General features: G+C 73.1%; 21 protein-coding genes. 11 read left to right on the top strand and 10 right to left on the bottom strand.

Features of this window, described 5'->3' with window-relative positions; genetic code table 11:
• Window positions 1-48: 48 nt before the first annotated feature.
• Genes ACZ6S0_RS48600 through ACZ6S0_RS48590 form a run of 3 tightly spaced genes read right to left on the bottom strand, consistent with a single transcriptional unit; the run spans window position 49 to window position 4,660 of the window.
• Window positions 49-801: an ABC transporter ATP-binding protein gene (locus tag ACZ6S0_RS48600; RefSeq protein WP_465927164.1), complete on the bottom strand. Its 753-nt coding sequence runs from the start codon at window positions 799-801 to the stop codon at window positions 49-51.
• 5 nt (window positions 802-806) lie between these two features.
• Complete coding sequence (locus ACZ6S0_RS48595) at window positions 807-3,425, bottom strand: ABC transporter permease subunit (protein WP_465927162.1); 2,619 nt, start codon at window positions 3,423-3,425, stop codon at window positions 807-809.
• The gene (locus ACZ6S0_RS48590) at window positions 3,422-4,660 is read right to left on the bottom strand and encodes an ABC transporter substrate-binding protein (protein WP_465927160.1); all 1,239 of its coding nucleotides are present in this window, start codon (window positions 4,658-4,660) and stop codon (window positions 3,422-3,424) included. Before ACZ6S0_RS48590 ends, ACZ6S0_RS48595 begins: the two co-directional genes overlap by 4 nt.
• A 180-nt stretch (window positions 4,661-4,840) precedes the next feature.
• Between ACZ6S0_RS48590 and ACZ6S0_RS48585 the strand changes: the two genes are divergently transcribed.
• The 5 genes from ACZ6S0_RS48585 (at window position 4,841) to ACZ6S0_RS48565 (ending at window position 7,628) form a co-directional block, all read left to right on the top strand.
• The gene (locus ACZ6S0_RS48585) at window positions 4,841-5,929 is read left to right on the top strand and encodes an alcohol dehydrogenase catalytic domain-containing protein (protein ID WP_465927158.1); all 1,089 of its coding nucleotides are present in this window, start codon (window positions 4,841-4,843) and stop codon (window positions 5,927-5,929) included.
• A 63-nt stretch (window positions 5,930-5,992) separates the two neighbouring features.
• The gene (locus ACZ6S0_RS48580; protein ID WP_465927156.1) at window positions 5,993-6,568 is read left to right on the top strand and encodes an LLM class flavin-dependent oxidoreductase; all 576 of its coding nucleotides are present in this window, start codon (window positions 5,993-5,995) and stop codon (window positions 6,566-6,568) included.
• Window positions 6,559-6,705 (top strand): hypothetical protein, encoded by a 147-nt coding sequence (locus ACZ6S0_RS48575; RefSeq protein ID WP_465927154.1) that lies wholly within the window; start codon window positions 6,559-6,561, stop codon window positions 6,703-6,705. The genes ACZ6S0_RS48580 and ACZ6S0_RS48575 overlap by 10 nt, the downstream gene beginning before the upstream one ends.
• A 40-nt stretch (window positions 6,706-6,745) precedes the next feature.
• A complete protein-coding gene (locus ACZ6S0_RS48570; RefSeq protein WP_465927152.1) occupies window positions 6,746-7,243 on the top strand; it encodes a cupin domain-containing protein in 498 nt (165 codons plus the stop codon).
• A 67-nt stretch (window positions 7,244-7,310) separates the two neighbouring features.
• Window positions 7,311-7,628, top strand: coding sequence for a hypothetical protein (locus ACZ6S0_RS48565; RefSeq protein ID WP_465927150.1), 318 nt, complete (start codon window positions 7,311-7,313; stop codon window positions 7,626-7,628).
• A 15-nt stretch (window positions 7,629-7,643) separates the two neighbouring features.
• Here ACZ6S0_RS48565 and ACZ6S0_RS48560 read toward each other — a convergent pair whose 3' ends face one another.
• A complete protein-coding gene (locus tag ACZ6S0_RS48560) occupies window positions 7,644-9,860 on the bottom strand; it encodes an MMPL family transporter (protein ID WP_465927148.1) in 2,217 nt (738 codons plus the stop codon).
• Window positions 9,861-9,959: 99 nt separating this feature from the next.
• Between ACZ6S0_RS48560 and ACZ6S0_RS48555 the strand changes: the two genes are divergently transcribed.
• A complete protein-coding gene (locus ACZ6S0_RS48555) occupies window positions 9,960-10,484 on the top strand; it encodes a TetR family transcriptional regulator (protein ID WP_465927146.1) in 525 nt (174 codons plus the stop codon).
• A 3-nt stretch (window positions 10,485-10,487) separates the two neighbouring features.
• Here the strand turns inward: ACZ6S0_RS48555 and ACZ6S0_RS48550 are convergent, their stop codons facing one another.
• The 3 genes from ACZ6S0_RS48550 to ACZ6S0_RS48540 are packed head-to-tail and all read right to left on the bottom strand — an operon-like array spanning window position 10,488 to window position 13,519.
• The gene (locus tag ACZ6S0_RS48550) at window positions 10,488-11,120 is read right to left on the bottom strand and encodes a response regulator (protein ID WP_465927144.1); all 633 of its coding nucleotides are present in this window, start codon (window positions 11,118-11,120) and stop codon (window positions 10,488-10,490) included.
• Window positions 11,117-12,343: a sensor histidine kinase gene (locus ACZ6S0_RS48545; protein WP_465927142.1), complete on the bottom strand. Its 1,227-nt coding sequence runs from the start codon at window positions 12,341-12,343 to the stop codon at window positions 11,117-11,119. The genes ACZ6S0_RS48550 and ACZ6S0_RS48545 overlap by 4 nt, the downstream gene beginning before the upstream one ends.
• Before the next feature lie 39 nt (window positions 12,344-12,382).
• On the bottom strand, window positions 12,383-13,519 hold the full coding sequence (locus tag ACZ6S0_RS48540) for a DUF418 domain-containing protein (RefSeq protein WP_465927140.1): 1,137 nt from the start codon (window positions 13,517-13,519) through the stop codon (window positions 12,383-12,385).
• A 220-nt stretch (window positions 13,520-13,739) separates the two neighbouring features.
• Between ACZ6S0_RS48540 and ACZ6S0_RS48535 the strand changes: the two genes are divergently transcribed.
• Window positions 13,740-15,812 carry a hypothetical protein gene (locus tag ACZ6S0_RS48535; RefSeq protein ID WP_465927138.1) on the top strand — a complete coding sequence of 691 codons (2,073 nt, stop codon included), beginning with the start codon at window positions 13,740-13,742 and terminating at the stop codon, window positions 15,810-15,812.
• A gap of 49 nt (window positions 15,813-15,861) precedes the next feature.
• Here ACZ6S0_RS48535 and ACZ6S0_RS48530 read toward each other — a convergent pair whose 3' ends face one another.
• The 3 genes from ACZ6S0_RS48530 to ACZ6S0_RS48520 form a co-directional block, all read right to left on the bottom strand.
• The gene (locus ACZ6S0_RS48530) at window positions 15,862-18,006 is read right to left on the bottom strand and encodes a protein kinase domain-containing protein (RefSeq protein WP_465927136.1); all 2,145 of its coding nucleotides are present in this window, start codon (window positions 18,004-18,006) and stop codon (window positions 15,862-15,864) included.
• 106 nt (window positions 18,007-18,112) lie between these two features.
• Window positions 18,113-19,714 (bottom strand): serine/threonine-protein kinase, encoded by a 1,602-nt coding sequence (locus tag ACZ6S0_RS48525; protein ID WP_465927134.1) that lies wholly within the window; start codon window positions 19,712-19,714, stop codon window positions 18,113-18,115.
• A 135-nt stretch (window positions 19,715-19,849) separates the two neighbouring features.
• Window positions 19,850-20,665, bottom strand: coding sequence for a TIGR03619 family F420-dependent LLM class oxidoreductase (locus ACZ6S0_RS48520; protein WP_465927132.1), 816 nt, complete (start codon window positions 20,663-20,665; stop codon window positions 19,850-19,852).
• Window positions 20,666-20,753: 88 nt separating this feature from the next.
• On the opposite strand from ACZ6S0_RS48520, the gene ACZ6S0_RS48515 reads away from it, so the two are divergent.
• The 4 genes from ACZ6S0_RS48515 to ACZ6S0_RS48500 all read left to right on the top strand — a co-directional run bounded on the left by ACZ6S0_RS48515 (window position 20,754) and on the right by ACZ6S0_RS48500 (window position 24,153).
• Window positions 20,754-22,001 (top strand): LLM class flavin-dependent oxidoreductase, encoded by a 1,248-nt coding sequence (locus tag ACZ6S0_RS48515; protein WP_465927130.1) that lies wholly within the window; start codon window positions 20,754-20,756, stop codon window positions 21,999-22,001.
• Window positions 21,998-22,870: a TIGR03619 family F420-dependent LLM class oxidoreductase gene (locus tag ACZ6S0_RS48510; RefSeq protein WP_465927128.1), complete on the top strand. Its 873-nt coding sequence runs from the start codon at window positions 21,998-22,000 to the stop codon at window positions 22,868-22,870. Before ACZ6S0_RS48515 ends, ACZ6S0_RS48510 begins: the two co-directional genes overlap by 4 nt.
• 72 nt (window positions 22,871-22,942) lie before the next feature.
• Window positions 22,943-23,779, top strand: coding sequence for a HipA family kinase (locus tag ACZ6S0_RS48505; protein ID WP_465927125.1), 837 nt, complete (start codon window positions 22,943-22,945; stop codon window positions 23,777-23,779).
• A complete protein-coding gene (locus ACZ6S0_RS48500) occupies window positions 23,776-24,153 on the top strand; it encodes a DUF3037 domain-containing protein (RefSeq protein WP_465927123.1) in 378 nt (125 codons plus the stop codon). The genes ACZ6S0_RS48505 and ACZ6S0_RS48500 overlap by 4 nt, the downstream gene beginning before the upstream one ends.
• Window positions 24,154-24,155: the final 2 nt, after the last annotated feature.

Raw genomic sequence — 24,155 nt, 5'->3', positions numbered from 1 at the left:
CGGCACCCGCCGTCGCGGGCGTCGCTGCCTTTTGCGGGTCAGGGCCGTCTAACCCAGGTAGGCGGCCCTGACCACCGGGTCCTCCCGCACCTCGGCCGGCGACCCCGCCGCGATGACCCTGCCCAGGTCCAGCACCACGATCCGGTCGCACGTCTCCATCACGAACCCCATGTCGTGCTCCACCAGCAGCACGGTGGTGTCCAGCCCTCTGACGACCTCGGCCAGGTGGGCGCTCTGCCCCGCGTCCAGGCCCGAGGTGGGCTCGTCAAGCAGCAGCAGCCTGGGCCGGTCGGCCAGGGCACGGGCCAGTTCGACCAGCCGCCGCTGCCCGACCGGGAGCGCCGCCGCGTACGCGTCGCGCTGCGCGCCGAGCCCGCACAGCTCCAGCACCTCGGCCACCCGCTCCAGCCGCGCCCGCTCCAGCCGCCGCCGCGCAGGCAGGCCCATGAGGTCGGCGGCGAGCCCGCCACCCCCGCCGTGCCAGTCGAGCGCGGCCAGCACGTTCGCGGCCACGGTGAGCCTGCCGAACACCTGCGTCCGCTGGAACGTGCGCCGCACCCCCGCCCGCGCCCGCCTGATGGCCGGCAGGCCGGTCACGTCGCGCCCGCCCACGCGCACCCGTCCCGCGCCGGGCCTGCGCAGCCCCGACACCACGTCGAACAGCGTGGTCTTGCCGGCCCCGTTCGGCCCGATCACGCCGCAGACCAGCCCCGCGTCCACCTCGAACGACACCTGGTCCAGCGCCCTGACCCCGCCGAAGGCCACCGACACGCCCACCACGGCCAGCTCGGTCTCGGCCAACTTCCTCACCTCACCCCCAGGTACGCGGCCGTCAGCCGCTCACTGTCCACCTCGGCCCGCGGCCCGGCCCAGGTGACCCGGCCCAGCCGCATGAACGCCACCCGGTCGGCGATGCCCAGCGCCTCCGTGGCCTTCTCCTCGACCAGCAGCAGCGCGACCCCGCGGGCCCGCAGCTCGGCGAAGACCTCGAACACCTGCCGCACCACCATCGGCGCGAGCCCGAGCGACGGCTCGTCGGCGATCAGCACCCGGGGCGGGCGCACGAGCGCGGGCGCGAGCGTGAGGAGCTGCTGCTCGCCGCCCGACAGGGCCCCGGCGAGCACGGTACGCCGCCCGGCGAGCTGGGGCAGCCGCTCATAGACGGGACCGGGGTCGGGCAGCCAGGTCCGCAGGTTCTCCTCCACGGTGAGGCCGGGGAAGACGCCCCTGCCCTCGGGCGCGAGCAGGATCCCGGCGCGGGCCCTGCGGTGGGCGGGCCAGGCGGTGACGTCGTGGCCGTCCAGCAGGATCCGGCCGCCGGTCACCGGCAGGTCTCCGGCCGCCGCCGCACAGGTGGTGGACTTGCCCGCGCCGTTCGCGCCGAGCAGGGCGACGACCTCGCCGGGGTTGACGGTCAGGTCGACGCCGCGCAGCACGGGGCTGTCGTCGTACCCGGCGAGGACGCCCTCCATCGTGAACAGCGCCCGCTCGCGCACCTGCGCGCGCGGGCGGGGCTCAGGCGCGGCAGCGGGGCTTTCGACACCGCGCCGGTGGTGAAGGCTGTGGCGCAGCTCGGCGAGCTGGGTGAGCACCCCGTCGGGATGCTTGGCCAGGATCACGCCGCCGAGCCCGAACAGGATGGCGCCGACGTGCGCGGAGACGTCCCAGGTGGACAGCAGCTCCGGCACGGCGACGGCGACGAGCCCGCCCAGCACGGCCCCGCCGATGCGCCGCACGCCTTGGAGCACCACCACGGCCAGCCAGACGAACCCGGAGAAGGCGGGCAGGTCGGTGGCGGTGATCGAGCCCTTGGAGACGGCGAACAGCACCCCGCCCAGCCCCGCGATGCCGGACGCCAGCACGAACAGCATGATCTTCGTACGGGCCGCCGACAGCCCCGAGGTCGTGGCCGCCGCCGGAGCCGACCGCACGGCCAGGATCGCCCGCCCGGAGGCCGACCGTTCGAGGTTGCGTACGAGCAGCGCCACGACCCCGATCAGGACGAGCAGCACCACCACCCGCACCCGCGCGTCGGAGGTGTCGGCGAACCCGAACCCGAGTGCGGGCAGCGGCCAGCCGATGGTCCCGTTGCTGAACGCGTCCACCTGGAACAGCACCTGGTCGGCCAGCAGCGCCATGGCGAGCGTGGCCAGGGTCAGCACCCGCCCGCCCAGCCGCAGCGCGGGCAGCGCCACGAGCAGGCCCACGGCCGCGGCGGCCAGCACGCCCAGCAGGATCGCCGCGAAGAACGGCAGCCCCGACGAGAACGCCCACCCGCACGTCAGCGCCGCCATGGCGGCGAAGGCGGCCTGGGCCAGGTTCACCATGCCGCCGATCCCGGTGACGACCACGAACGAGCAGAAGATCAGCGCCAGCACGAGCCCCTGCGCCGCGACGCCCACGTAGTAGTCGGGCCCCGCGAAGGCGAACACCGCCAGCGCGCCGACCCCCACCGCCCACGGCAGGCGCCGCCGCCACGGTGGCAGCCCGGCCAGGTGGTCGGGCGGCGGGGCGTCCTCGGCCGCGCTGCCCGCCACCCGCTCGCGCGACCGGTTCAGCAGGACGAGCCCGGCGAACAGCAGGATCACCGGCACCGCCGTACGCAGCCCGGTCACCTCTTCGAGGAAGTCGGTGTAACCGGCGACCAGGTTCTGCACCACGCCGAGCGCCAGCCCGGCGGCGAACGTCCACGGGATCGAGCGCAGCCGGCCGAACACCGCCGCCGTGGCCGAGGCGAACAGCAGCACCGTGTACGCGGTCGCGTCCAGCCCCAGCACCGACACCGCCAGCACCCCGGCCAGCCCGGCCAGCCCGGAGCCCAGCGACCAGGCCAGCGCGGAGGTGGCGTCCGCGTCGATGCCCCGGAGCGTGGCCAGGCGGCGGCGGTCCACGGAGGCGCGCATGCGCAGCCCGTACGGGGTGTGCCGGAGGAACGCCCACAGCCCGGCCGCCGTCACCGCCGAGAAGCCGAACGTGATGAGCTGGTCGCTGTCGAGGTGCACGCCGAGCACGTCGAACGCCTGCGCGGGATGCGGCCCGACGCCGCGCGGCAGCGCGGTCGCGTCCGCGGGCGGTAGCCCGGCCACGTCCACGACCAGCAGGCCGAGCGCGGGCAGCGCGATCGTGAGCCCGATGGTGGCCACGATCTGCGCGGTCTCCCCCGCCTGGGCCAGCCCGCGGAACATCGCCTTGTGCAGCGCGTGGCCGAGCGCCGGCGCGAACAGCGCCACCGCCACCAGGGCGGACAGCCAGGCGGGCATCCCGGCCTGGTTGAGCTGGTAGAACAGCAGGGCGGTCAGGAAGCCGATGGCGCCGTGGGCGAAGTTGAACACCCCGGTGGCCGCGTACGAGAGCGTCAGGCCCGATCCCATGATCGCGAAGATGGCGCCGGTGACCAGGCCGCTGAGGACGTAGCCGAGGATCATTTGAGCGGCACGTTGTCGAAGCACTTCATGTTCTTGGCCACCTGGAAGGCGCCGTTCTCCAGCTTGACCAGGGCGCCGCAGCCGTTGGGCTCGCTGTGGTCCCTGGGATACCGGATCCGGCCGAAGCCGGCGTTCTCGTAGAGGTACGAGCCGTTGGCCGTGGCCAGGAACCTCTCCCTGGTCAGGTCCTCACCGGTCTTGTCCAGCAGGTCGAGGAAGATGTCGGCGGCCCAGTAGCCGATGGCCAGGTGCTGGGTGAGCGCGGCGCCGGGAGCCGTCCTCTCGACGTCCTGCCTGAGCCGGGCGATCTCGGGGGCGCTGGACTCGAACGGCTCGAACATGGGCGCCGCGATCACGCCCTCCAGGGCCCGCGCGCCGGCCGGGTCCTGGAGGATGGCGACGTCGTAGCTGGTGGCGTCGGTGAGCACGCCCTGGTAGCCGGCCCGCTTGAGCGCCGCGTACAGGCCGACGTTGAACTTCGTGCCGGCGATCACGGAGACCACGACGTCGGGCGGCCCACCGCCGTCGGAGGTCATGATCTTGTTGACGTACGGGAGCCAGTCGGGGGGCGGGGCGGCGGCGGGCAGGCCGGAGTTCACGCCGACCAGCTCGAATCCGGCGGCGGTGAACGACTGGGAGATGGTCGTGCCGCCGTACTTGCTGCCGCTGGAGTCCGAGGTCTGGACGTAGACGCTCTTACCGGCCGCGCCGCCCAGCAGGTCGGCCATCTGCCTGCCCCACCAGGTCTGCGAACCGGCCCCCTGCTTGGGCGCCAGGCAGCCGTTGTAGCCGAAGCCGGTCTTCGTGCCGCACCACTGGGGGCCGGTCGCCCAGCCGAACCAGGGCACGCCCTGCTGCTCCAGGAAGGCGGCGCCGCCGAAGTTGGGGGCGTGCACGGGGACGAGGGCGAACACCTGGTCCTTCTGGACGAGCTTCTTGGCCGCCGCGTCGCCCTTGGCCGCGTCCTGCCCGTCGTCCTCCGCGCCGAGGAACTCGATCTTCCGGCCGTGCACGCCGCCCTCGGCGTTGGCCCGGTCGAACCTGGCCCTGGCGCCGATCTCGGCGTCCTTGGTGGAGTAGCCGCTGGCGCTGGTCTTGGTCAGCACGCCGCCGACCTTGATCGTCGTGTCGGTCACGCCGGCCGCGCCGCCCTGGCCGGGCGTACCCCGCTGCTGGGCCGCGCATCCGGCGGCGAGCAGCAGGACCAGCACGAACGCCGACTTCCCAGGCACCATGACGGCCTCCCCGCTGGCTTTTGGCCTAGCGCTCGCTTGGTTTTCCCGAGCGTAAGTTGGCGGTGCGGGGACGTCAACGCCCGCGATCGGCGGACGGCATCACACGAGCCGACGGTCACGATCGGAGTCAACCCTAGCAATCGCTTGCTCACATGAAGTGATCCGGCTACCGTTTGGCGCATGCTGATGCGCGCGGCCGTGCTCACCGCGTTCCACGCCCCCATGGAGATCCGCGAGGTCGAGATCGCCGACCCCGGCCCCGGTGAGGCCCGCGTGCGGATCAGGGCGTCGGGTGTGTGCGGCTCCGACCTCAAGGCCATCGACGGCAAGAGCCCCGTGGTCGGCCGCCTGCCGTTCGTCCTCGGGCACGAGAGCGCGGGGGTGGTGGAGAGCGTCGGCGCGGGCGTCACCTCCGTCGCCCCCGGCGACCACGTCATCATCGCCATGAACGGCCCCTGCGGGCGCTGCCACCCCTGCGGCTCCGGCCGCTTCCACCTCTGCTCGGGCCCGTCGCGGCTGCCCACCGTCATGGGCGGCCCGCCGCGGATCGCCCTGGACGGCCAGGAGGTGCGCCGCTTCATCGGCATCGGCTCGTTCGCCGAGTACGCGGTCGTCCCCGAGGCCATGTGCGTGCGGATCGACAGATCCGCCCCCTTCGCCGCCATGTGCCTGCTGGCCTGCGGCGTCGTCACCGGCGTGGGCGCGGTGCTCAACGTCGCCCGGGTCCGGCCGGGCAGCACGGTCCTGGTGGTGGGCTGCGGCGGGGTGGGGCTCAACGTGGTCCAGGGCGCGGTGCTGGCGGGCGCCACCACGATCGTGGCGGCCGACGTGGCCGAGCAGAAGCTCAAGACGGCGGAACGCTTCGGCGCCACCCACACCCTCCTGTCCGCTGACCTGCCCCGCCAGGTGGGCGACGTGGTCAAGGGCGGGGTCGACTACGCCTTCGACGCGACGGGCGTGCCGGGCGTGCTGGCGCGGGCCTTCGCCTCGACGCGGCCCGGCGGCACCACGGTCATGGTGGGCAGCCCGCCCCAGGGCCACCCGCTGGAGCTGGACACGGGCCTGCTGTTCGCCTCCCGCCGCCTGATGGGCACCCAGGGCGGAGACGCCGCCCCGCACCGCGACCTCCCCATGCTGGCCACCCAGTACGCCAGGGGCCGCCTGGACCTCGACGCCCTGATCTCCGAACGCCTGCCGCTGGACGCCGTCAACAAGGCGGTCACCCACGTCCGCGAGGGCAGGGTGGCCCGCACGGTCATCACGTTCTGATCCCGGCGGGCCGATCTCCGCCCGACGGCGCGCGAAACTGGACTTGGCGCTCATCATCGGGCTATGCGGTGGTACATGATCGAGCCCATGAACACCACCGCCTTCGCCGTCTCCCTCCCCCAGCAGGTCTCCGACGGCGCCTTCGACCCGGCCGCGTTCCGCGCCTACCTCCGGCGCGTCGAGGAGGCCGGATTCCACAGCGTCTGGACGCAGGAGGGCACCCTCTCGCCCTTCCCCATGCTCGACCCCATCGAGGTCATGACGTACGCCGCCGCCTGCACCGAGCGGCTGCGCATCGGCTGCGCGGTGTTCGTCAGCGTCCTGCGCAACCCGCTGCACCTGGCCAAGAGCATCAGCACCCTCGACCAGCTCAGCCGGGGACGGCTGGAGGTGGGGTTCGGGCTGGGGCGCACGAGCAGGCTGGCGCCGTTCGGGGTGCCGCCCGAGGGGGTCGCGCGGGCGGGGCCACGACGGCGGCGTTCGCCGAGCAGGTGCGTACGGTCCGGGCCGAGCTGGAGCGGACCGGCCGCGACCGGGAGAGCTTCCCGATCGCCAAGCGCGTCTACGTCTCGGTCGGCGCGGACGACAGGATCGGCGAGCAGCTCCGCCGGCGGTACGGCAGCGACGACATGGCGCTGACCGGCACGCCCGAGCAGTGCGCGCACGGCCTGCGCGAGGTGATCGAGGCGGGCGCGGGCCTGGTGCTGCTGGACCCGATGTTCGACGAGCCCGAGCAGCTCGACCGCCTCGTCACCCAGGTGCTGCCGGAGCTGTGAGACTTCGGGGAAGAGTTCAGGATTCCGCAGAGGAGAGAGCATGTCCTACCCCGACCCGCGCTACTTCGGCGAGACCGGCGAGCGCGGCGGCGTCATCGACCCGGCCGGCCGGGCCCCCGACCTGACGATCGGCGCCGCCGACGGCACGAAGGTGCACTACCTGGCCACGGGCGGGTCCACGAACGGCGCGTACGGCCTGTACCGGTGGGAGATGGGCCCGAAGCCGTCCGGCCCCGGCCCGCACTTCCACCGGACGATGACCGAGTCGTTCTACGTGCTGTCCGGCACGGTCCGGCTCTTCAACGGCGACACGTGGGCCGAGGGGCGGCCAGGCGACTTCCTCTTCGTGCCCGAGGGCGGGGTGCACGCCTTCCGCAACGAGCCGGGCGATCCGGCCACGATGCTGATCCTGTTCACGCCGGGGGCGCCGCGGGAGGCGTACTTCGAGGAGCTGGCGGAGATCGCCGAGAGCGGCAGGCAGCTCACCCCCGAGGAGTGGGCCGACGTCTATCTGCGGCACGACCAGTACATGGTCTGAGGTCAGGGCCCGCACGGGAGAAAGGTCGACTACTGTGAGTGACGAAAGACTCACAGAGGGAGGCGCGGTGCACATCCCACGAACCACCATGGCCGGCGTGCTCGCGGCGGTGGCCCTGAGCGGTCCGGTGTCCGCCGAGGCGGCGCGGGCCAGGCTCCTGCACGACTTCGGCGCCCTGGACGTGATCATCTGGAGCGAGCCCTGGATCGGGTCCGAGCGCGTCGGGCTCGGCTACCCGGGCCAGGGCTTCGACTCGAACCGGTCGGAGGAGCACGGGCTCTACCGGTGCGGCAGGTTCGAGACCACCCTGTGGCACCACGGCCGCAACGCGAGCACCGGCGTCGTCGGCTGGGTTGCCGCCTGCGACCTCGTCGACTCCGACTGACCCGGCCCCAGCGGGTCAGACGCCCAGCTTGACCGGCTCCCGCCGCTCCACGGCGGGCTCGTCGTCCTCCTCGTGCCCCTCCACCGACAGGTTGGGCAGGATCCGGTCCAGCCAGCGCGGGCACCACCAGTTGAGCCGCCCCAGCAGCACCATCGTGGCCGGCACGAGGAAGCCGCGGATGATCGTGGCGTCCACCGCGATCGCCACCGCCAGCCCCACCCCGAACGTCTTCACCATCGAGTCGGGATAGGCGATGAACGCCACGAAGACCGCCACCATGATCAACGCCGCCGACGTGATGACCCGCCCGGTCGAGCCGAGCCCCTCGGCCACCGCGCGTGCGTTGCGCCCGTGCCCCAGGTACGACTGCCGCACCGCGGTCAGCAGGAACACCTCGTAGTCCATGGACAGCCCGAACAGCACCGCGAACAGCATCAGCGGCACGTAGCTCTCGATGGGCACCGAGAAGAAGATCGGCTGCACGTACGAGGAACTGACCGGCGGGTCCAGGCCGACCAGCCCGCTGCCCAGCCCGATCGAGAAGACCATCGCCAGCGCCCCGAACGCCGCCCCCAGCGACACCAGGTTCATCACCGCCGCCTTGATCGCCACGACGGGCGCGCGGAAGGCCAGCAGCAGGAGCAGGGCGCTGAGCAGCACCACCACGCCGATGACCAGCGGGGTGCGCTCGGCCATGCGGTCCCCGGCGTCGGTCAGGCCCGCGACCTCGCCGCCCACGTTCATCCGCACGCCGGGCAGGGAGACGGCCCTGACGTCCCTGACCACCTGGGCGGCCCGCTCGTCGCTCGGGGCGTACTCGGGGACGGCCTGCAACAGCACCGAGCGGCCGGAGGTGTTGACCTCGGGCTCGCCCACGAACTTCACGCCGTCGACGTCCTCCACCTCGCGGACGACGTCGTCCACGAGGGGCGCGTCGGCGTCGGCCACCTTCATGGGCAGTTCGGCGACCACGATCAGCGGCCCGTTGAAGCCGGGGCCGAAGCCGGTGGCCATCAGTTCGTACGCGCGGCGCGAGTCGGACCCCTGGACGCCGTACCCCTCGTCGACCGGGCCCAGCTTCAGCGCCAGCGCGGGCGCGGCCAGCGCGCCCAGCACGACGACGCTGGCCAGCAGCACCCGCCACGGCCGCCGCGCCACCCACGAGCCCAGCCCCGACCAGCCGGAGCCCGACGAGCCCGAGCCGCGCAGGAACGGCACCCTGAGCGCGTTGACCCGGTGCCCGAGCAGCCCGAGCAGGGCGGGCACCAGCGTGACCGAGGTCAGCACGGCGGCCACGACCGAGATGCCGGTCACCCAGCCGAGCGTGGCCAGCAGCGGGAACCCGGCCAGCATGAGCGCGCTCAACGCGATGATCACCGTGCCGCCCGCGAACACGACGGCCCCACCTGACCCGGCCACGGTACGGCGTACGGACTCCACCACCGGCACGCCCTGGGCCAGCAGCCGCCGGTGGCGGGACAGCAGGAACAACGCGTAGTCGATGCCCACGCCGAGCCCGATCATGGTGGCCATGATCCCGGCCTGCTTGGGCATGTCCACCACCCACCCGAGCAGCCCGATCACGCCGAGCCCCGAGGCCACGCTGACCAGCGCGGCGAAGATCGGGATGGCCGCGGCCACCAGCGTCCCGAACGCGAACACGAGGACCAGCAGCGCGCACACCACACCGATGATCTCGCTCGGCCCGGTCTTGATCTCCTTGTCGGCCGGGGTCGAGCTGTCGGCAGGCACGACCTCCAGCCCGGCCTCCCGCGCCGGGTCGGCGGCCTTCGACAGGGCCTGCGTGGTCGCGGCGATCTGGTCGCCGTCGTTGCCCTCCAGGCGGACGGTGATGAGGCCGATCTGCAGGTTGGAGGAGATGCCGCCCTTGCGGAACGGCGTGTCCACCTCCTGGACGTGCGGCATCGTACGGAGGCGGTCGATGGAGCGCTCGACGGCCCGCTTGCGGTCGTCCTCGATGAGAGGGCCGTCGGGGGAGTAGAGCAGGAGCTGAACCGTGCCGCCCGTGTCGTAGCCGGAGCCGAAGCCCGTCTTCATGAGGTCGTGGGCGCGTTGCGCGCCGGTGCCGGGGATGCTGGCGTCGTTGCTGGTGGGGCTGGGGAAGGCCAGGCTCCCGCCCATCAGCGCGGCGGCCGCGACGACCCAGGTCACCAGCACGATCCACCCGTGGCGCGCGCACCAGCCGCCCAACCGTCCCAGTAACCGCGTCATCGCCCTGCCCCCACTCGACGGCCGTCCTGTACGGTCGTCCAGGACATACGATAAAGCGGGAAATATCCGGAAGGCCGTCTCCCGCAGGGAAATGAGACGATGACCACAGCCGACGACACCCGCACCCGGATCCTGGCCGCCGCCAGAGAGCTGTTCGCCGAGCGCGGCTACGCGGCCACCTCCCTGGCCGACATCGCCGCCGCCGTCGGCCTGACCAAGACCGCGGTCGCCTACCACTTCCACCCGAAGGACCGCCTGGCGACCGAACTGCTCTCCCCCGCGGCGGGCGACATGCTGGCGCTGCTCGACACCCCGTACGCGAGCCGGGCGGAGTTCGTCGAGGCCCTAGTCGGCTTCGCCGTGCGCTATCGCTCGGTGATCCGCCTGTTCATGGAGGACCTGGCGGCCGACGACGCGACGACGGCGCCCGGCTCGGAGCGCGACACGATCCGGACGTTCAGGGACGAGATCTACGCCAAGCTGGCCGGCGACGACCCCGCCCCCGAGATGCGGCTCAAGAGCTGGGCGCTGCTCGGGGCGCTGCAGTGGGGCGCGGTCACGACCATGGACCTGCCGGAGGAGCAGGTGCGCGCCGCCTTGCTGGAGGTCGCCCGCGCGTACTGAGGCTCAAGGCAGCAGGCCCCGGCCGTAGGCGGCGGCCACGGCCGCGGCGCGGTCGGAGACGCCGAGCTTCGTGTAGATGTGCGCGAGGTGCGTCTTCACCGTCGTCTCGCTGATGAAGAGGGCCGCCGCCGCGTCCTTGTTGGTGCAGCCCCGCGCGACCAGCGCGAGCACGGTGCGTTCGCGCTCGCTCAGCTCGGCGGGCGCGGCGGCGGCGGCCGCGCGGACCCGGCCCAGCACCCGCGCGGCCACCACCGGCGACAGCACCGACTCCCCCACCGCCGCCGCCCGCACGGCGCGGAAGACCTCCTCCCGCGGCGAGTCCTTCAGCAGGTAGCCGATCGCGCCCGCGGTCAGCGCGGGCAGCACGTCCTCGTCCCCGTCGTACGTGGTCAGCACCAGCACCCGGGCCGACGGCACCCGCTCGGCCAGCGACCTGATGAACTCCGCCCCGCTGAGACCCGGCATGCGCAGGTCGGTGAGCACCACGTCGGGCCGCTCGCGCACGGCCACGGCCAGCCCGCGCTCCCCGTCGCCCGCCTCGCCGACCACCTCCAGGTCGGGCTGCTCGACGAACATGCCGCGCAGCCCGTCACGCACCACGGGATGGTCGTCCACGATCACCAGCCGTACGCTCACGTCGCCTCCTGCCCGGCCGCGCTCGGAATGGCGGGGACGGTCACGCTGACCGCGGTCCCCTGACCGGGCGCCGACTCCACCTCGACGCTCCCGGCCAGCCTGACGACCCGCTGCCGCATCGCCGTGAGCCCGAAGCCCGCGCCGCCCGTCTCCCCGGGGGCGAACCCCGCCCCGTCGTCCCTGACATCGGCCACCACCACATCCTCCATGTACGACAGCGTGACCGCCGTACGCCCTGCGCGGGCATGCCTGGCCACGTTGGCCAGCGCCTCCTGCACCGCCCTGAACAGCGTCATCTCCACCTCGGGGTGCAGCAGCCTGGCCGTCCCTGTGACGGTGAGCGTGGCGGGCACCTCGTGCGTGCCGCTCCAGCCGGACACCAGCGCCGACAGCGCCTCGGGCAGCCGCGACTCCGCCAGCGGGCCTGGGCGCAGGCCGTCGAGCGAGCGCCGGACCTCGGTGAGGCTCTCCCTGGCCAGGTCGCGGGCCACGGCCAGGCGGCGGCGTACGGCGGCGGAGTCGTGCGCGACCGCCTCGGCGGCCTCGAGCTGGGTGACGATGCCGGACAGGCCCTGGGCGACGGTGTCGTGGATCTCCCTGGCCATCCGGCCGCGCTCCCCCGCGACCCCGGTCTCCCTGGCCGCGGCGAGCAGCCTGCCCTGCAGCTCGGCGTTCTCCTCGCCCAGCCTGGCCAGGCGCTCGTTGGCGCTCTCCAGTGCCCGGTTGGCGGCGCGACGGCGGTCGACCTCGGTCTCCATGGCCCTGATGATCCACCCGAGGAACGCGGCGAACAGCGCACCGGCCAGCGTGAGCAGAAGTCTCGGCCAGAGGTCGCCGGATTCCAGGCTGACGAAGGGGACGGCGACGAGCGCCGTGAGCGCCACCCCGAGGTAGGCGTACCAGCCGGGCAGCGCCGCGAAGGCCATGGGGAAGCACACGAGGACGACGAGCGCGTACGCCGGGTGGCGGGCCGACAGCACCCCCGCCATCGCCGTCAGCCCGGCGAAGTACACCGCCATCGGCGCCAGCACCCGCTCCGGCCATTGGGGGTGCGCCAGCACCATCCACCAGTGCCACAGCGCCAGGGCGGCGGACAACGCGACCGTGACGGCCCGGTACCGCGCGGGCGTCCCCGGGTCGAACGCCGCCACCAGGGTCACCACGGCCAGCAGGCCCAGGGGCAGGACGCGCCAGGCCCGATCCCAGTCGCGCTCGTGCACCATGCCACCCTCCCCGTCAGCTCCGGCCGGTCGCCTTCATCCTCACCGATACGCCAGCCGCCGCAGCAACGTCTCCGCGGGCCCCCGCACCCCGGCCCGGCGCATCAGCTCGGCCAGCAGCACCGCCCCCGCCCACGCGCCCAGCGCCAGCACGACCGTCGCGGCCGACCCCAGCGTGCCGCCGAGCCCGCCCGCGTACGGGGTCAGCACCGCCACGAAGACCACCGACTGCAGCAGGTAACAGGTCATCGACCGCTGCCCGCAGGCCGACAGCGCGGTGACGACCGGGCCGCGCCGGGCGCCGATGCGCCGCGCGAGCAGGGCCATCAACGCCGCGTACCCGAGCCCGCCGGCGATGCCCGACACCACGTGCACGGCGTTCAGCACCATCACCGTCGCCTGCCCGTCCACCTCGACGAACTCCCCCGCGACCAGCCCCACCGGCAGACCGCCGGCCACCCCGATCAACGGCCCCCACACGGCGGCCCGCCGCACGACCCCGTCCGGCGCGGCCATCAGGTCCCGCCGCCCCGCCCAGAGGCCGACGACGGCGGCCGTGACCACGCCCATCATCCCGAACGGGGTCATCACCCACTCGACGGCCCGCAGGGCCATCGCCGTCGCCGGGTCCGCCACCGCGAACGACCAGAAGTACGTGCGCTCGGTCGCCCCGTGCGGCGTGCTGTAGGCCAGCGCGGCGCTCAAGGCCACGGGGACGAGCCAGGCCGCGGCGAGGATCAGCAGGGTCCGGTCACGTACCCGCAGCAACCGGACCAGCAGGAGTCCGAGCAGCCCGTACAGCCCGAGCACGTCCCCCGAGAACAGCAGCACCCCGTGCACCGCCCCGAACGCCAGCAGCCACCGGCTGCGCCGCCGCAGCACCCGCCGCCCCTCTGCGTCGTCAGGCCGCCGGTTCCAGATCTGCACCATGCCGTAGCCGAACAGCGCGGCGAACATCGGGTACGCCCGCGCGTCCACGAGGCTCATGGTCAGCGCCCCCGCCACGCGGTCCGGCAGGTCGTGCTCGATGACGTGCTGCCTGATGCCGTACGGGCGGCCGTACAGGTAGACGGCCGAGTTGGCCACGGCGATCAGCGCCAGCATGACGCCTCTGGCGAGGTCGGGTGCGAGCATCCGCTCACGCTCCCCGACCGGCCTCAACTCCAGGGTGGAAGCCACGTTCCCTCCTACGCTCGATGGATTCCCACCGAGTGTCCGGGGAGGAGGCGGCCCGCCGAATCGTGCGGCGGGGCGCGATCGGGCGACCGGACGGACGATGCGGCGGTCACCCGTTCGGAGGATGTACCAGTCCTGGCAAGTACGCCCGGCAACGGTCCAGGACCCGGAATACTGGTACACCGGACTCAACCCCATCGATCGACGAGCAGGGGGTCGCGGCGTGCGTACCTGGTTCCAACCCGAGGAGACGGAGGAGTTCGAGGCGGCCAAGGCCGTGCTCCTCCGCCGGTGCCTCGCGTGGGCGGAGGAGCACGGCCGCCCGGCGGACGACCTCCTCTTCACCGCCGCCGTCGACGCCCGCCACGAGAGCCGCGACGGCCGCCTCGCCTACTGGGACGAGACCCAGATCAGGCGCTATCTGCTGGCCTGGGTCCCCAGGCACGTGGTGGCTCCCCGAGAGCTGCTCGACCTCGCCCCGGAGATCCTGCGCACCTACCTCGGCTACCTGGCCGCCACCGGGCTGCGCGACCCCCGGGGCCTCACCCCGGCCGAGGCCGACGACGTGATCACCCGTGCCGTCCCGGAGTTCCAGAAGGCGCTCGACGACCCCCATCTCCAGGGTCTGACGAAGTTCTGGGCCGCCACGGCGCTCGACCACGGCATCGACCTCTTCGAGGGGCCCGCCGCCCTGGCCGCCCTCCAGCAGGACCTCGACGCCGGCCGCGTCCACTACGACCAGGACGTGCTCGACGGCATCCTGCAGGCCCAGCACCTGGACGCCGACCTCGACGGCGAACGCGCCTTCCTCCAGCCGCCCATCGCCCTGCCCCCGCCGCCCGCCCTGACCGAGGCGGCCGGCCGCAGCAGGACCGTCCGGCACCTCGTCGCCCTGGCGAACTGGGCGGGCAAGGAGGGCCGCCCCCTCACCACCGACGGCGCCCTCCCGCCCGACCTCGCCCACGACCTGCGTGCCGCGCTGAACGACGGCGAGGACGCCCTGCCCGTCTCCCTCCTCGACGACGACCCGGCGGCCTGGTACGGCGCGCGCGACGACCGCGACTCCGCCGACGCCTTCCGCCTCGACCTGCTCGTCGCCTGGGCGAAGAAGATCCGCCTGGTCCGCACCAGCAAGGGCCGCCTCTACCAGGTCGCCAAGGCCGCCCCGCTCCTGCGCGACCCGGAGGCGCTGTGGAAGCGCGCGTTCGAGGCCCTGCCGGAGCTGGGCCCGGAGCTGGCGAGATCCACCCCGGGTCAGCGCCGCCCCGTCTCGCTCGTGGCGTCCTTCTTCGGCGACCTCCTCCCCGACCTCCTCAACAGCATGTACGGCATGGACGACATGCCGGTCGTCCGCCTGGCGGAGACGGTATGGCTGGCCTGCCAGGAGTACACGGAACACTTCGGGCTCGGCGAGGAGGAGTCGCCCCTGCGGATCCTCTGGCACCGCCAGGTGACCATCGACCTCGAGCGCACGTTCGAGCTCCTGTCCGACCTGGGGGCCGTGGAGCTGACCCGGGGCCCGGTCGACGCCCTCTATCTCAGCGACCTCGACGACGAGGACCAGGAGCTGCCGCCGGACTCGATCGAGCGCCTGCGCACCCGCCTCGCCGGGCCCGACGTCCTCCTGGCCCGGCTGACCCCGCCTGCCCTGCGCGCCGTACGCGAGCGACTCCTGGCGGAGGGCCGCGACGCCCCCTTGATCGGCGAGCTGTCCACCGCCTCGGCGGCCGAACTGCTGGGCGTCCTGGCCCAGCACTATCCGCCCGAGGAGACGGCCACCGAGCTGAACGCCTGGCTTTGCCATCCGGGCCAGGACGTCGTGGACCTGCTCCAGGCCGTACGCGACTGCCCGTTCCGCACCAGGACCGCCGCCATGCTCGCGGTGCTGGCCGAGGCGCTCCCCCAGGGCCGCGCCCTCGTCCGCGACCTGCGCCACGACCCCGTCCTCGGCCCCGCCGCCGTCAGCCTCCTCATGGACGACGGCGAGATCGACCCGGGCGCCCTGGGCGAACGCGAACAGCTCCTCCTCGGCGCCGAGAACTTCCTCACCCTCCTGGAGCTGGGCGGCCCCGAGTCGCTCATCGACCAACTGCGGACGATGGCCGGCGGCGACGCCTACGATCTGGTCCAGGCCATACTCGCGTCGGGCCACCACGACACCGTCGGCCTGGCGGAGATGCGCACGCTGGTCGCCGAGCCCCTGCGCGGCACCCGCAGCCACCTCCGCCTCGTCGCCAGCAAGCCCCCGGGCGCACGCGGCCGCCCCAAGGGCACCGGCAAACGCCGCAAACGCTGAGCGGCCCCGCTCGACCGGCCTCCGGCGGCGCGGGACGGATCCCCCGGGGCTACTGGGTGACGATGGGGCCGGTGGGTCCGGTGGGGAGGTCGGTGGGCTCGTGGGGGTCGGGGCCTGACTGGGCGGCCAGGCCGACCGTGATGACGATCTGGGCGCCGGGTTTCGCGCACGTCCCCGGTTCGAGGCTCTGGCCCAGGACGCTGCCCACCTGGGCCTCGTCGTCCACCAACTGTTCCTTCGCGGCCACGACGAAGCCCGCCGCCATCAGGGAGACGCGGGCGTCCTCGCGGGGGCGGCCGACGACGGACGGCACGGTGACGCCGTTGCGCGACAGCGTGAGCGCCACTGCGGCGCCTCCCGTGACCCGGCTGCCCGCCTTCGGCTGGGTGGAGAGCACCTGGCCGGTCGGGGCCTGGGCGCAGGAGCGGGTGATCGCGCCGACCTTGAGACCGGCGCCGACGAGGGCGGCCTCGGCCGGTTCGCGTCGCAGGCCGGTCAGCGCGGGCACCGCCAGGCCCGCCGACACCTGCAGGGACACGGTGCTGCCCAGGTTCACGACGGTGCCGGGAGCGGGTTCGGCGCTCAGCACCTGACCGACCTTCTGGGGTGCGTCCACTTCTGTGACGGGGCCAAGGACGAGCCCGGCGCGCTTGACGGCCTTGCCGGCCGCGCCCCTGTCCAGGCCGGTGAGCGGGGGGATCGCCACCGTCACCGGACGGGCCACCGGCGGATCGGCGGCGGGCCGTTCGCGGGGGCTCGTCGATCGTTCGGCGCTCTTGGTCGGGGACGGCTTGTCCGCCGAGGGCGAGGCGGTCGGCGGGTGCGAGGTGGTCGAGGGGGCCAAAGGGCCGCTCGCCTGACGTCCCGCGATCTGCTCGGTTGGGGTCAGCGAGGGCATGACCACGGCGAGGAGCACGATCGCGGTCACCAGGAGGGCCGCGCAGACGGCGATGGCCGCTCCGGGCCAGCCCCGGCTCCGGCGCTCCTGGGCGGGCGGGCCGGTGCCGCCGCCCTGGTGGGAGTCGGGCAGGTGGTAGCCGCCGGGGGTCCCGGTCACCTCGGGCTCGGCCATCGGGGACCGGGCGTCGCGCTCGGAGGGTGACGAGCCGGAAGGTAGCGAGTCGGAGGGTAACGAGGAGGCGGGTAACGAGGAGGCGGCCGCGTTGGAGGGGCGCGCAGGGGAGTCGCGTCCGGGCGGGAGGGCTCCAGAGGCTTCGCCGCCGGACGGGCGGGTCTCCTGCGTCTCACCGGTGAACGGGCGCGCCTCCGGGGCTCCGCCGCCCGACGGGTGCGAGTCGGGGTTCGGCGAGCGCGGCTCGGGGATCAGCCGGGGCGGCGCGGCGACGCGCAGGATGTGCGGCGGAGGCGACCGGAGCACCTCGGAAGGCACCCCGGCGGTCGACTCCCCCAGCAGCTCGAACAGCAACTCCCGGCTGCTGGGCCGGTTGCGGGCGTCCTTGTCCAGGCACGCGTCGACGAGCGTGCGCAGCCGTCCGTCCAGCCTGCCCAGCTCCGGGGGCGCGGTGAGGATGCGGTGCAGGACCGGGGCCACCGAGTCCTGCCCGAAGGGGGCGGTGGCGTTGGCCGCGAAGCACATCGTGGCGCCCCAGGAGAACACGTCGGCCGCTCCCGTGACCGCCGACGCGGTGATCTGTTCCGGAGCCATGTACGCGGGCGTGCCCACCCCGCGTCCGCTCACGGTGGCCGCCGCGTCCAGGGCCCTGGCCAGGCCGAAGTCGATCACCCGTGGCCCGTCCGAGCCCAGCAGGACGTTCTGCGGCTTGAAGTCCCTGTGCACGATCCCGGCGCGGTGGATGGCGGTCAGCGCCGTGATCGTGCTCACCGCGAGCCGTTCCAGCGCGCCGCCGCGCCGGGGGCCGGTGAGCGTGACCTCCCGCTGGAGCGAGGGCCCGTCGATGTACTCGCTCACGATGTACGGCCGTCCCTCGTCGAACCCGGCGTCGACCACCTGGGCCGTACAGAACCTGGCCACGTGCTTGGCCAGCTCCACCTCCCGCAGGAACGCCACCCGCTCGTCACCCACGGGCCCGTGCAGCAGCTTGACCGCGTACGTCTCCCCGCTCCTCGAACCGAGGAACACCGCGCCCTGACCACCCTCACCCAGGCGCCCGGAAAGCCGGTACTCCCCGAGTCGCTGCGGGTCCCCCGTTCTGAGCGGCTGCGCCGTTGGCACGGGCGCCTCCCCTCGCCGCCACCCCTTCTGCTCTCTACTGAAAGCAACGGCCCGCGATCAGTCAACGGTGCTCATGACAATCGCTGCCTGACCGTGACACATCAGGTCAGGACGTACGCGCCACCTTGCCGGAATACGTCACTTCGTCCTTACCTTCACGCGTCACCTTGATGGCCATCTGGTTCACGTCGGAGGTGGGGAACATGCGCAGCGTCCCCGGGTAGCACTCCTCGCCGGTGACCTGATCGAGGACGAAGACCATCCCGCTGCCACTGCGGCCGAGCCGTCCCGCGCAGTGCAGGTCCGCGCCCCATCTCATGGCCCCCGTGCCGTCGCCGTCCAGGCGCAGTTCGACGGGGAAGACGCGCTGCGCGGTGAAGTGCTCGGCCGAGCCGGTCCAGGTCCCCTCGAAGCCCGGCCCCTGGGCGCCGCGCAGCCAGAACACGAGCCCGGCCACGGCCATCAGCACACCGGCCAGCGCGACGGCGGCCTGCCAGGGACGCATGCGCCACCGCCACCGCCGCGCGGTCCCGGTCCCGGTCTCCACGACCGTCTGAGGGGCCGTGACGGCGGGGAAGCTCGTCGTGGGGTCGGGGTCGGTGATCACACCGGGACCGGCCTCCGACGCCCCGAGCCCGACCACCCGGCCAGGACGGGACATGCCTGCGAGAGCGCCCCCAGCACGGCCGCCGGCCGCCCTCCCAGCCACCGGCTCAGCGGCTGCGGCCGCGGGAGCCGACGAGGCTTCGGCAGGGGCGGCCCCGGCAGCGGGGGCCGACGGGGCTTCGGCGGCGGCTGTTTCGGCGGCAGGTGCCCGCGAGGCTTCGGCGGAGGCGGCCTCGGGGGCGGGGGCGGTCGGGGCTTCGACGGCGGCGAGGGCACCGGTGGGCAGCACGTCCGCGCCCGCCGCGCTCTGCCCCAGCAGCCACCGCAGCACCTCCTCCGCGTCCGGCCGCGCCGCGGGCTCGGCGGCCAGGCACGCCCGCACGATCTCCAGCAGCCGCCCGCCCAGGGAGCCGAGGTCGGCCTTGCCGTACAGGACGCGGGCCAGCACCTCCTGCTGCGTCTCCGCGGTGTAGGCGTGCCGCCCCGTGGCCGTGTACGCGACCGTCAGCGCCCACGCCCACAGGTCCGACGGCGTCCCGGCCGACTCGCCCTTCATGCGTTCCGGAGCCATGTAGGCGGGCGTGCCGATCGGGAGATGGGTGGTGGTGGCGGCGGTGCCCATCAGTCGCGAGACGCCGAAGTCGATCACCCGGGGCCCGTCGAGGCTCAGCAGCACGTTCCCCGGTTTGAAGTCGCGGTGCACCACCCCGGCGCGGTGGATCGCGCCCAGGGCGGTGGCGGTGCCGATGGCCAGGCGGTCGAGCGACCCGCCCTGCCGGGGCCCCTTGGCGACCACGTGGTCGTGCAGGGAGGGCCCCTCCACGTACTCGCTCACCAGGTACGGCCGATCACCCTCCAGGTCGGCGTCCAGGAACTGGGCCGTGCAGAACGCCGCCACCCGCCGCACCGCCTCGACCTCCCCCAGGAAGCGGCGGCGTACGTCGGGGTCGTCCGAGAGGCTGGCGTGCAGGAGCTTGACCGCGACCTGCGCCCCCTGCGACGAGTGGCCGAGGTAGACGATGCCCTGACCCCCTTGGCCGAGCCTGCGCGTGAGCCGGTACGACCCCAACTGCCGGGGATCTTCGGCACTTAGCTCGGACATATCCCGCAATTATGCCCGCCAACGGCGGCAAAGCTGTTCTCTTCGACAACCACGACCGCTCGACGACCACGGACAACCACGACGGACGACCGCGACGGACGATCACGACCGGCGACCACGGCGGACGACCACGGCTCACGAAATGAGCGCCGCGTACTCGTCCAGCACCGGCAGCACCACATCGGCGGGCCCGCTGGGCAACGTGGCCACCGCCTCCTCGACCCCGAGCCCGGCGAAGTATTCGAGCTTCTCCCTGGTGGGCCGCGTCCCAAACGGGATCACCCGCGCCATCGGCCGCCCCGCCTTCTCACACGCCAGCCGCAGCGCGGGCAGCGCCGCCCTGATCCCGTGCCCGCCGATCGGCATCCACCCGTCGGCGTATTCGGCCACGTGGGCGAACAGCTTGGGGCCCGCCGCGCCGCCGACGTACACGGGCGGCGTCCCGTTCACCGGTTTGGGCCAGGACCAGGAGGGCTCGAACCCGTCGAAGGCGGCCACCTCGTCCCGCCACAACGCCCGCATGGCCAGGACGTGCCGCCGCGCCACCTCGCGCCGCCGCGCGTACCGGACGCCGTGGTTCTCGATCTCCTCCGCGTTCCACCCGAACCCGACGCCGACCACCACCCGCCCGCCCGACAGGTGGTCGAGGGTGGCGATGGCCTTGGCGGTGACGATGGGCTCGCGCTGGGCGGCGAGCAGGATCCCGGTCCCGACCCGCAGCCGGGTGGTCGCCGCGGCGGCGAACGACAGGGCGACGAGGGGGTCGAGCGTGCGCCGGTACTCGGCGGGGAGTTCGCCGTGCCCGCCCGGATGCGGCGTGCGCCGCGAGACCGGGATGTGGGTGTGCTCGGGCACGTACAGGGAGGAGAGTCCGCGCTCCTCCGCCGCCCTGGCCAGGTCGGGCACCGGCATGGCCACATCCGTCGTGAACATCGTGACCCCGAGCCGCATCCGGCCTCCCAGCACGCGAACCAAGCGATTGCTCGGTTAAGATTTCCAGAGTACCTTGCAGAAGACCATCCCGCGGAAAGAGGTCCCGGTGAAGTTCTCTATCTTCCTGAATCCGCAAATTCCCGGCTCGGGATACGCGGCCGAGGAGAACGCCAAGGCCAAGCGCCCGATCGGACGCGACACCGAGTCGTACCAGCGGCTGCTGCACGAGGTACGGGAGATAGCCGTCCACGCCGACCAGGTCGGGTTCGACGCGCTGATGATGACCGAGCACCACTTCCACTCCGAGGGCATGGAGTTCTCGGTCAACCCGCTGATGTTCCTCACCGACCTGGCCGCCAGGACCGAGCGCATCCTGCTCGCCCCGCTCGGCCTCGTGCTGCCCGCGTGGGACCCGATCAGGGCGGCCGAGGACGTGGCGCTGCTCGACCAGTTCTGCAAGGGACGGCTGCGGCTCGGCGTGGCGCGGGGCTACCAGAACCGCTGGATGAACGTCCTGGGCCAGCGCTGGCAGGCGGCCGCCGCGCGCTCCGACGGCTCGGCCACCGACACGCGCAACTTCGACGTCTTCGGCGAGGTGCTGAAGATCATGAAGCTGGCCTGGACGCAGGAAACACTTCGCTACAAGTCGGACGTGCTCGACTACCAGGTGCCCTACCCGTACGACGGCATCGAGGGCTGGCCGGCCCAGGAGTGGACCCGTACGTTCGGCGCGCCGGGCGAACTCGACGAGGACGGGAGGGTACGGGCCGTGTCCGTCTGCCCCCGGCCGTACCAGAACCCGCACCCCGAGCTGTGGCAGCCGTTCACGATCTCCGACCGGTCGGTCATCAGGGCCGCCCAAGAGGACATCCTGCCGTGGATGTTCACCCCCAACCCCGACGACCACGCCCAGAAGGCCCAGCTCTACCAGGAGGAGTCCGCCAGGCAGGGCCGCCACTACAAGCTGGGCGAGCACACCGGCATCCTCAAGATCGTCGGCATCGCCGACACCACCGAGCAGGCCATCAACACCTTCGGCCGCAGCATCCCCAAGGACTTCGCCGCGTTCTTCGGCCCGTTCGGCTACCTGGAGGTGCTGCGCAAGAAGGAGGACGAGAAGCACGAGCCCATCTCCCCCGAGAAGGGCGACGCCAAGCGCATGAGAGACGTGGAGATGGCCCTGTTCGGCACCCCCGACGACGTCAAGCGCGGCATCCAGCGCATGCTCGACCGAATGCCGGACCTGGAATGGTTCGGGCTGTACATGCAGGGCCAGCAGGGCGTGCTGCCGCTCGACACGGCCAAGCGGAACCTGGAGCTGTTCGCCACCAAGGTCGCCCCGGAGTTCCGATGAAATTCTGGCTCGGGGCCTCGTTCGCCGACGCCGACCAGTTCGTGGAGCTGGCGCGGGCGGCCGAGCGGTGCGGGTTCGACACGCTGACGCTGTCCGACCACCTCTTCTACGCCGACTTCGCCACTCCGTACCCGTACTCGCGGTCGGGGCGGCCGCGCTGGAACGCCCGTACGCACTGGCCCGACGTCTGGGTGACGATCGGGGCCATGGCGGCGGTGACCAGCACGCTGCGGTTCTCGCCGAACGTCTACATCGCCCCGGCCCGCGACCTGTTCACCGTGGCCAAGCAGGTGTCCACGGCGGCGGTGCTGTCGCGGGAGCGGGTGACGTTCGGGGTGGGGGTGGGGTGGTGCAAGGAGGAGTTCACCGGCACCGGCCAGGACTTCCACACGCGCGGGCGGCGGCTGGACGCCATGCTGCCGCTCCTGCGCGCGCTCTGGGCGGGCGAGACGGTCGAGCTGGACGGCCTCCCGCCGCTGTCGATCTCACCCACTCCGGCGGGCCCCGTCCCGGTGTACGTGGGCGGCGACAGCGAGGCGGCCCTGCGGCGCGCGGCCAGGACCGGCGACGGCTGGATCGGCAACCGCATCTACACGGAGGAGCAGTTCGACGTCGTCCTGAACACCCTGCGCGACCGGCTCACGGCCCACGGCAGAAATGACGACGGCTTCGAGATCATCGCGCCGCTGGCCGTCCTGCCGGACGCGGACACGTACCGCAGGTTCGCCGCCAAGGGCGTGACGGGGACGATGGCCGCGCCGTGGTGGCTGGCCACCCCCGAGGAGAAGGCCCGCCACGGCGAGGGCACCCTCGAACTCAAGATCGCCACCATGGAGCGCTTCGCCGAGGAGGTCATCGCCAAGATGTGATCCCCGGCCGGGTCGGGGACGCCGGAGCAGGGGCGGGCCAGGGCAGGCATCCAGGGACGATAGCCTCGTCTCGTGCTGGAAAAGATCGCAGCCACCCGTTACGTCACCCCGCTGCGGGAGGGCGGGTCGCTGCCCGGCGTGGTCGAGGCCGACGACCTGGGCACGTACGTCGTGAAGTTCCGCGAGGCCGGTCAGGGCCGGAAGGTGCTCGTCGCCGAGATCATCGCCGCCGAGCTGGGCAGGCGGCTCGGCCTGCGCACTCCCCAGCTCAAGCTCATCGACCTCGACCCGCAGCTCGGCGTCAGGGAGCCCGACGAGGAGGTGCAGGACCTGCTCAAGGCCAGCACCGGGGTCAATCTGGCGGTGGACTTCCTGCCGGGCGCGCTCGGGTTCGAGCCGCTGGCCTGGGAGGCCGACCCGCTGTTCGCGGCCAGGGTGGTGTGGTTCGACGGTCTCATCCACAACATCGACCGGAGCTGGCGCAACCCCAACCTGCTGGTCTGGCACCGCGACACCTGGCTGATCGACCACGGCGCCGCGCTCTGGTTCCACCACAACTGGCGCACCGCCGACCCGCAACGGCCGTTCGACGCGGGTGACCACGTGCTGGCGCCGTACGCGGGCGACCTCGGGGCGGCCGGCACCGAGCTGAGCCGCCGGATCACACCGGAGCTGCTGACGGCCGTGACGGCCCTGGTGCCGGACGAATGGCTGGCCGGCGAGCCGGGTTTCGCCTCCCCCGACGAGGTACGCCAGGCGTACGCCGACCATCTGCTCCAGCGGGCGCACGGGCCGGGCGGATGGCTCGTCCACGGCCGGGAACACGAGGGGCGCGGCACCGAGCCCGACGGCCGCAGGGCGGGCCCGGGATCGGTCGGCGAGTTCTGGCGGGGAGGCGGCGGCCGATGACCAGGGACGTCTACGAGTACGCGGTGATCCGCGTGGTGCCCAGGGTCGAGCGGGGCGAGCTGATCAACGCGGGCGTGCTGCTCTACTGCCAGCCGCGCGGCTACCTGTGCGCCCGGGTCGAGCTCGACCCCGGCCGGCTGCGGGCCCTCGACCCGGGCGCCGACGTCGAGGGGGTCCGCCGGGCGCTCGGGGCGTACGAGCTGGCCTGCGGCGACCGTCCTGGCCCGCTGGCGGGCGAGTCGCTCGGCGGCCGGTTCCGCTGGCTGACGGCACCGCGCAGCACGATCGTGCAGACGGGCCCGGTGCACGCGGGCCTGACCGCCGATCCCGGCACCGAGCTGGCCCGGCTCTTCGACAAACTCGTCCGCGTCTGACA

The organism is Nonomuraea sp. NPDC051298, from assembly GCF_055586305.1.
This window is presented reverse-complemented; position numbering and strand designations above follow the sequence as displayed.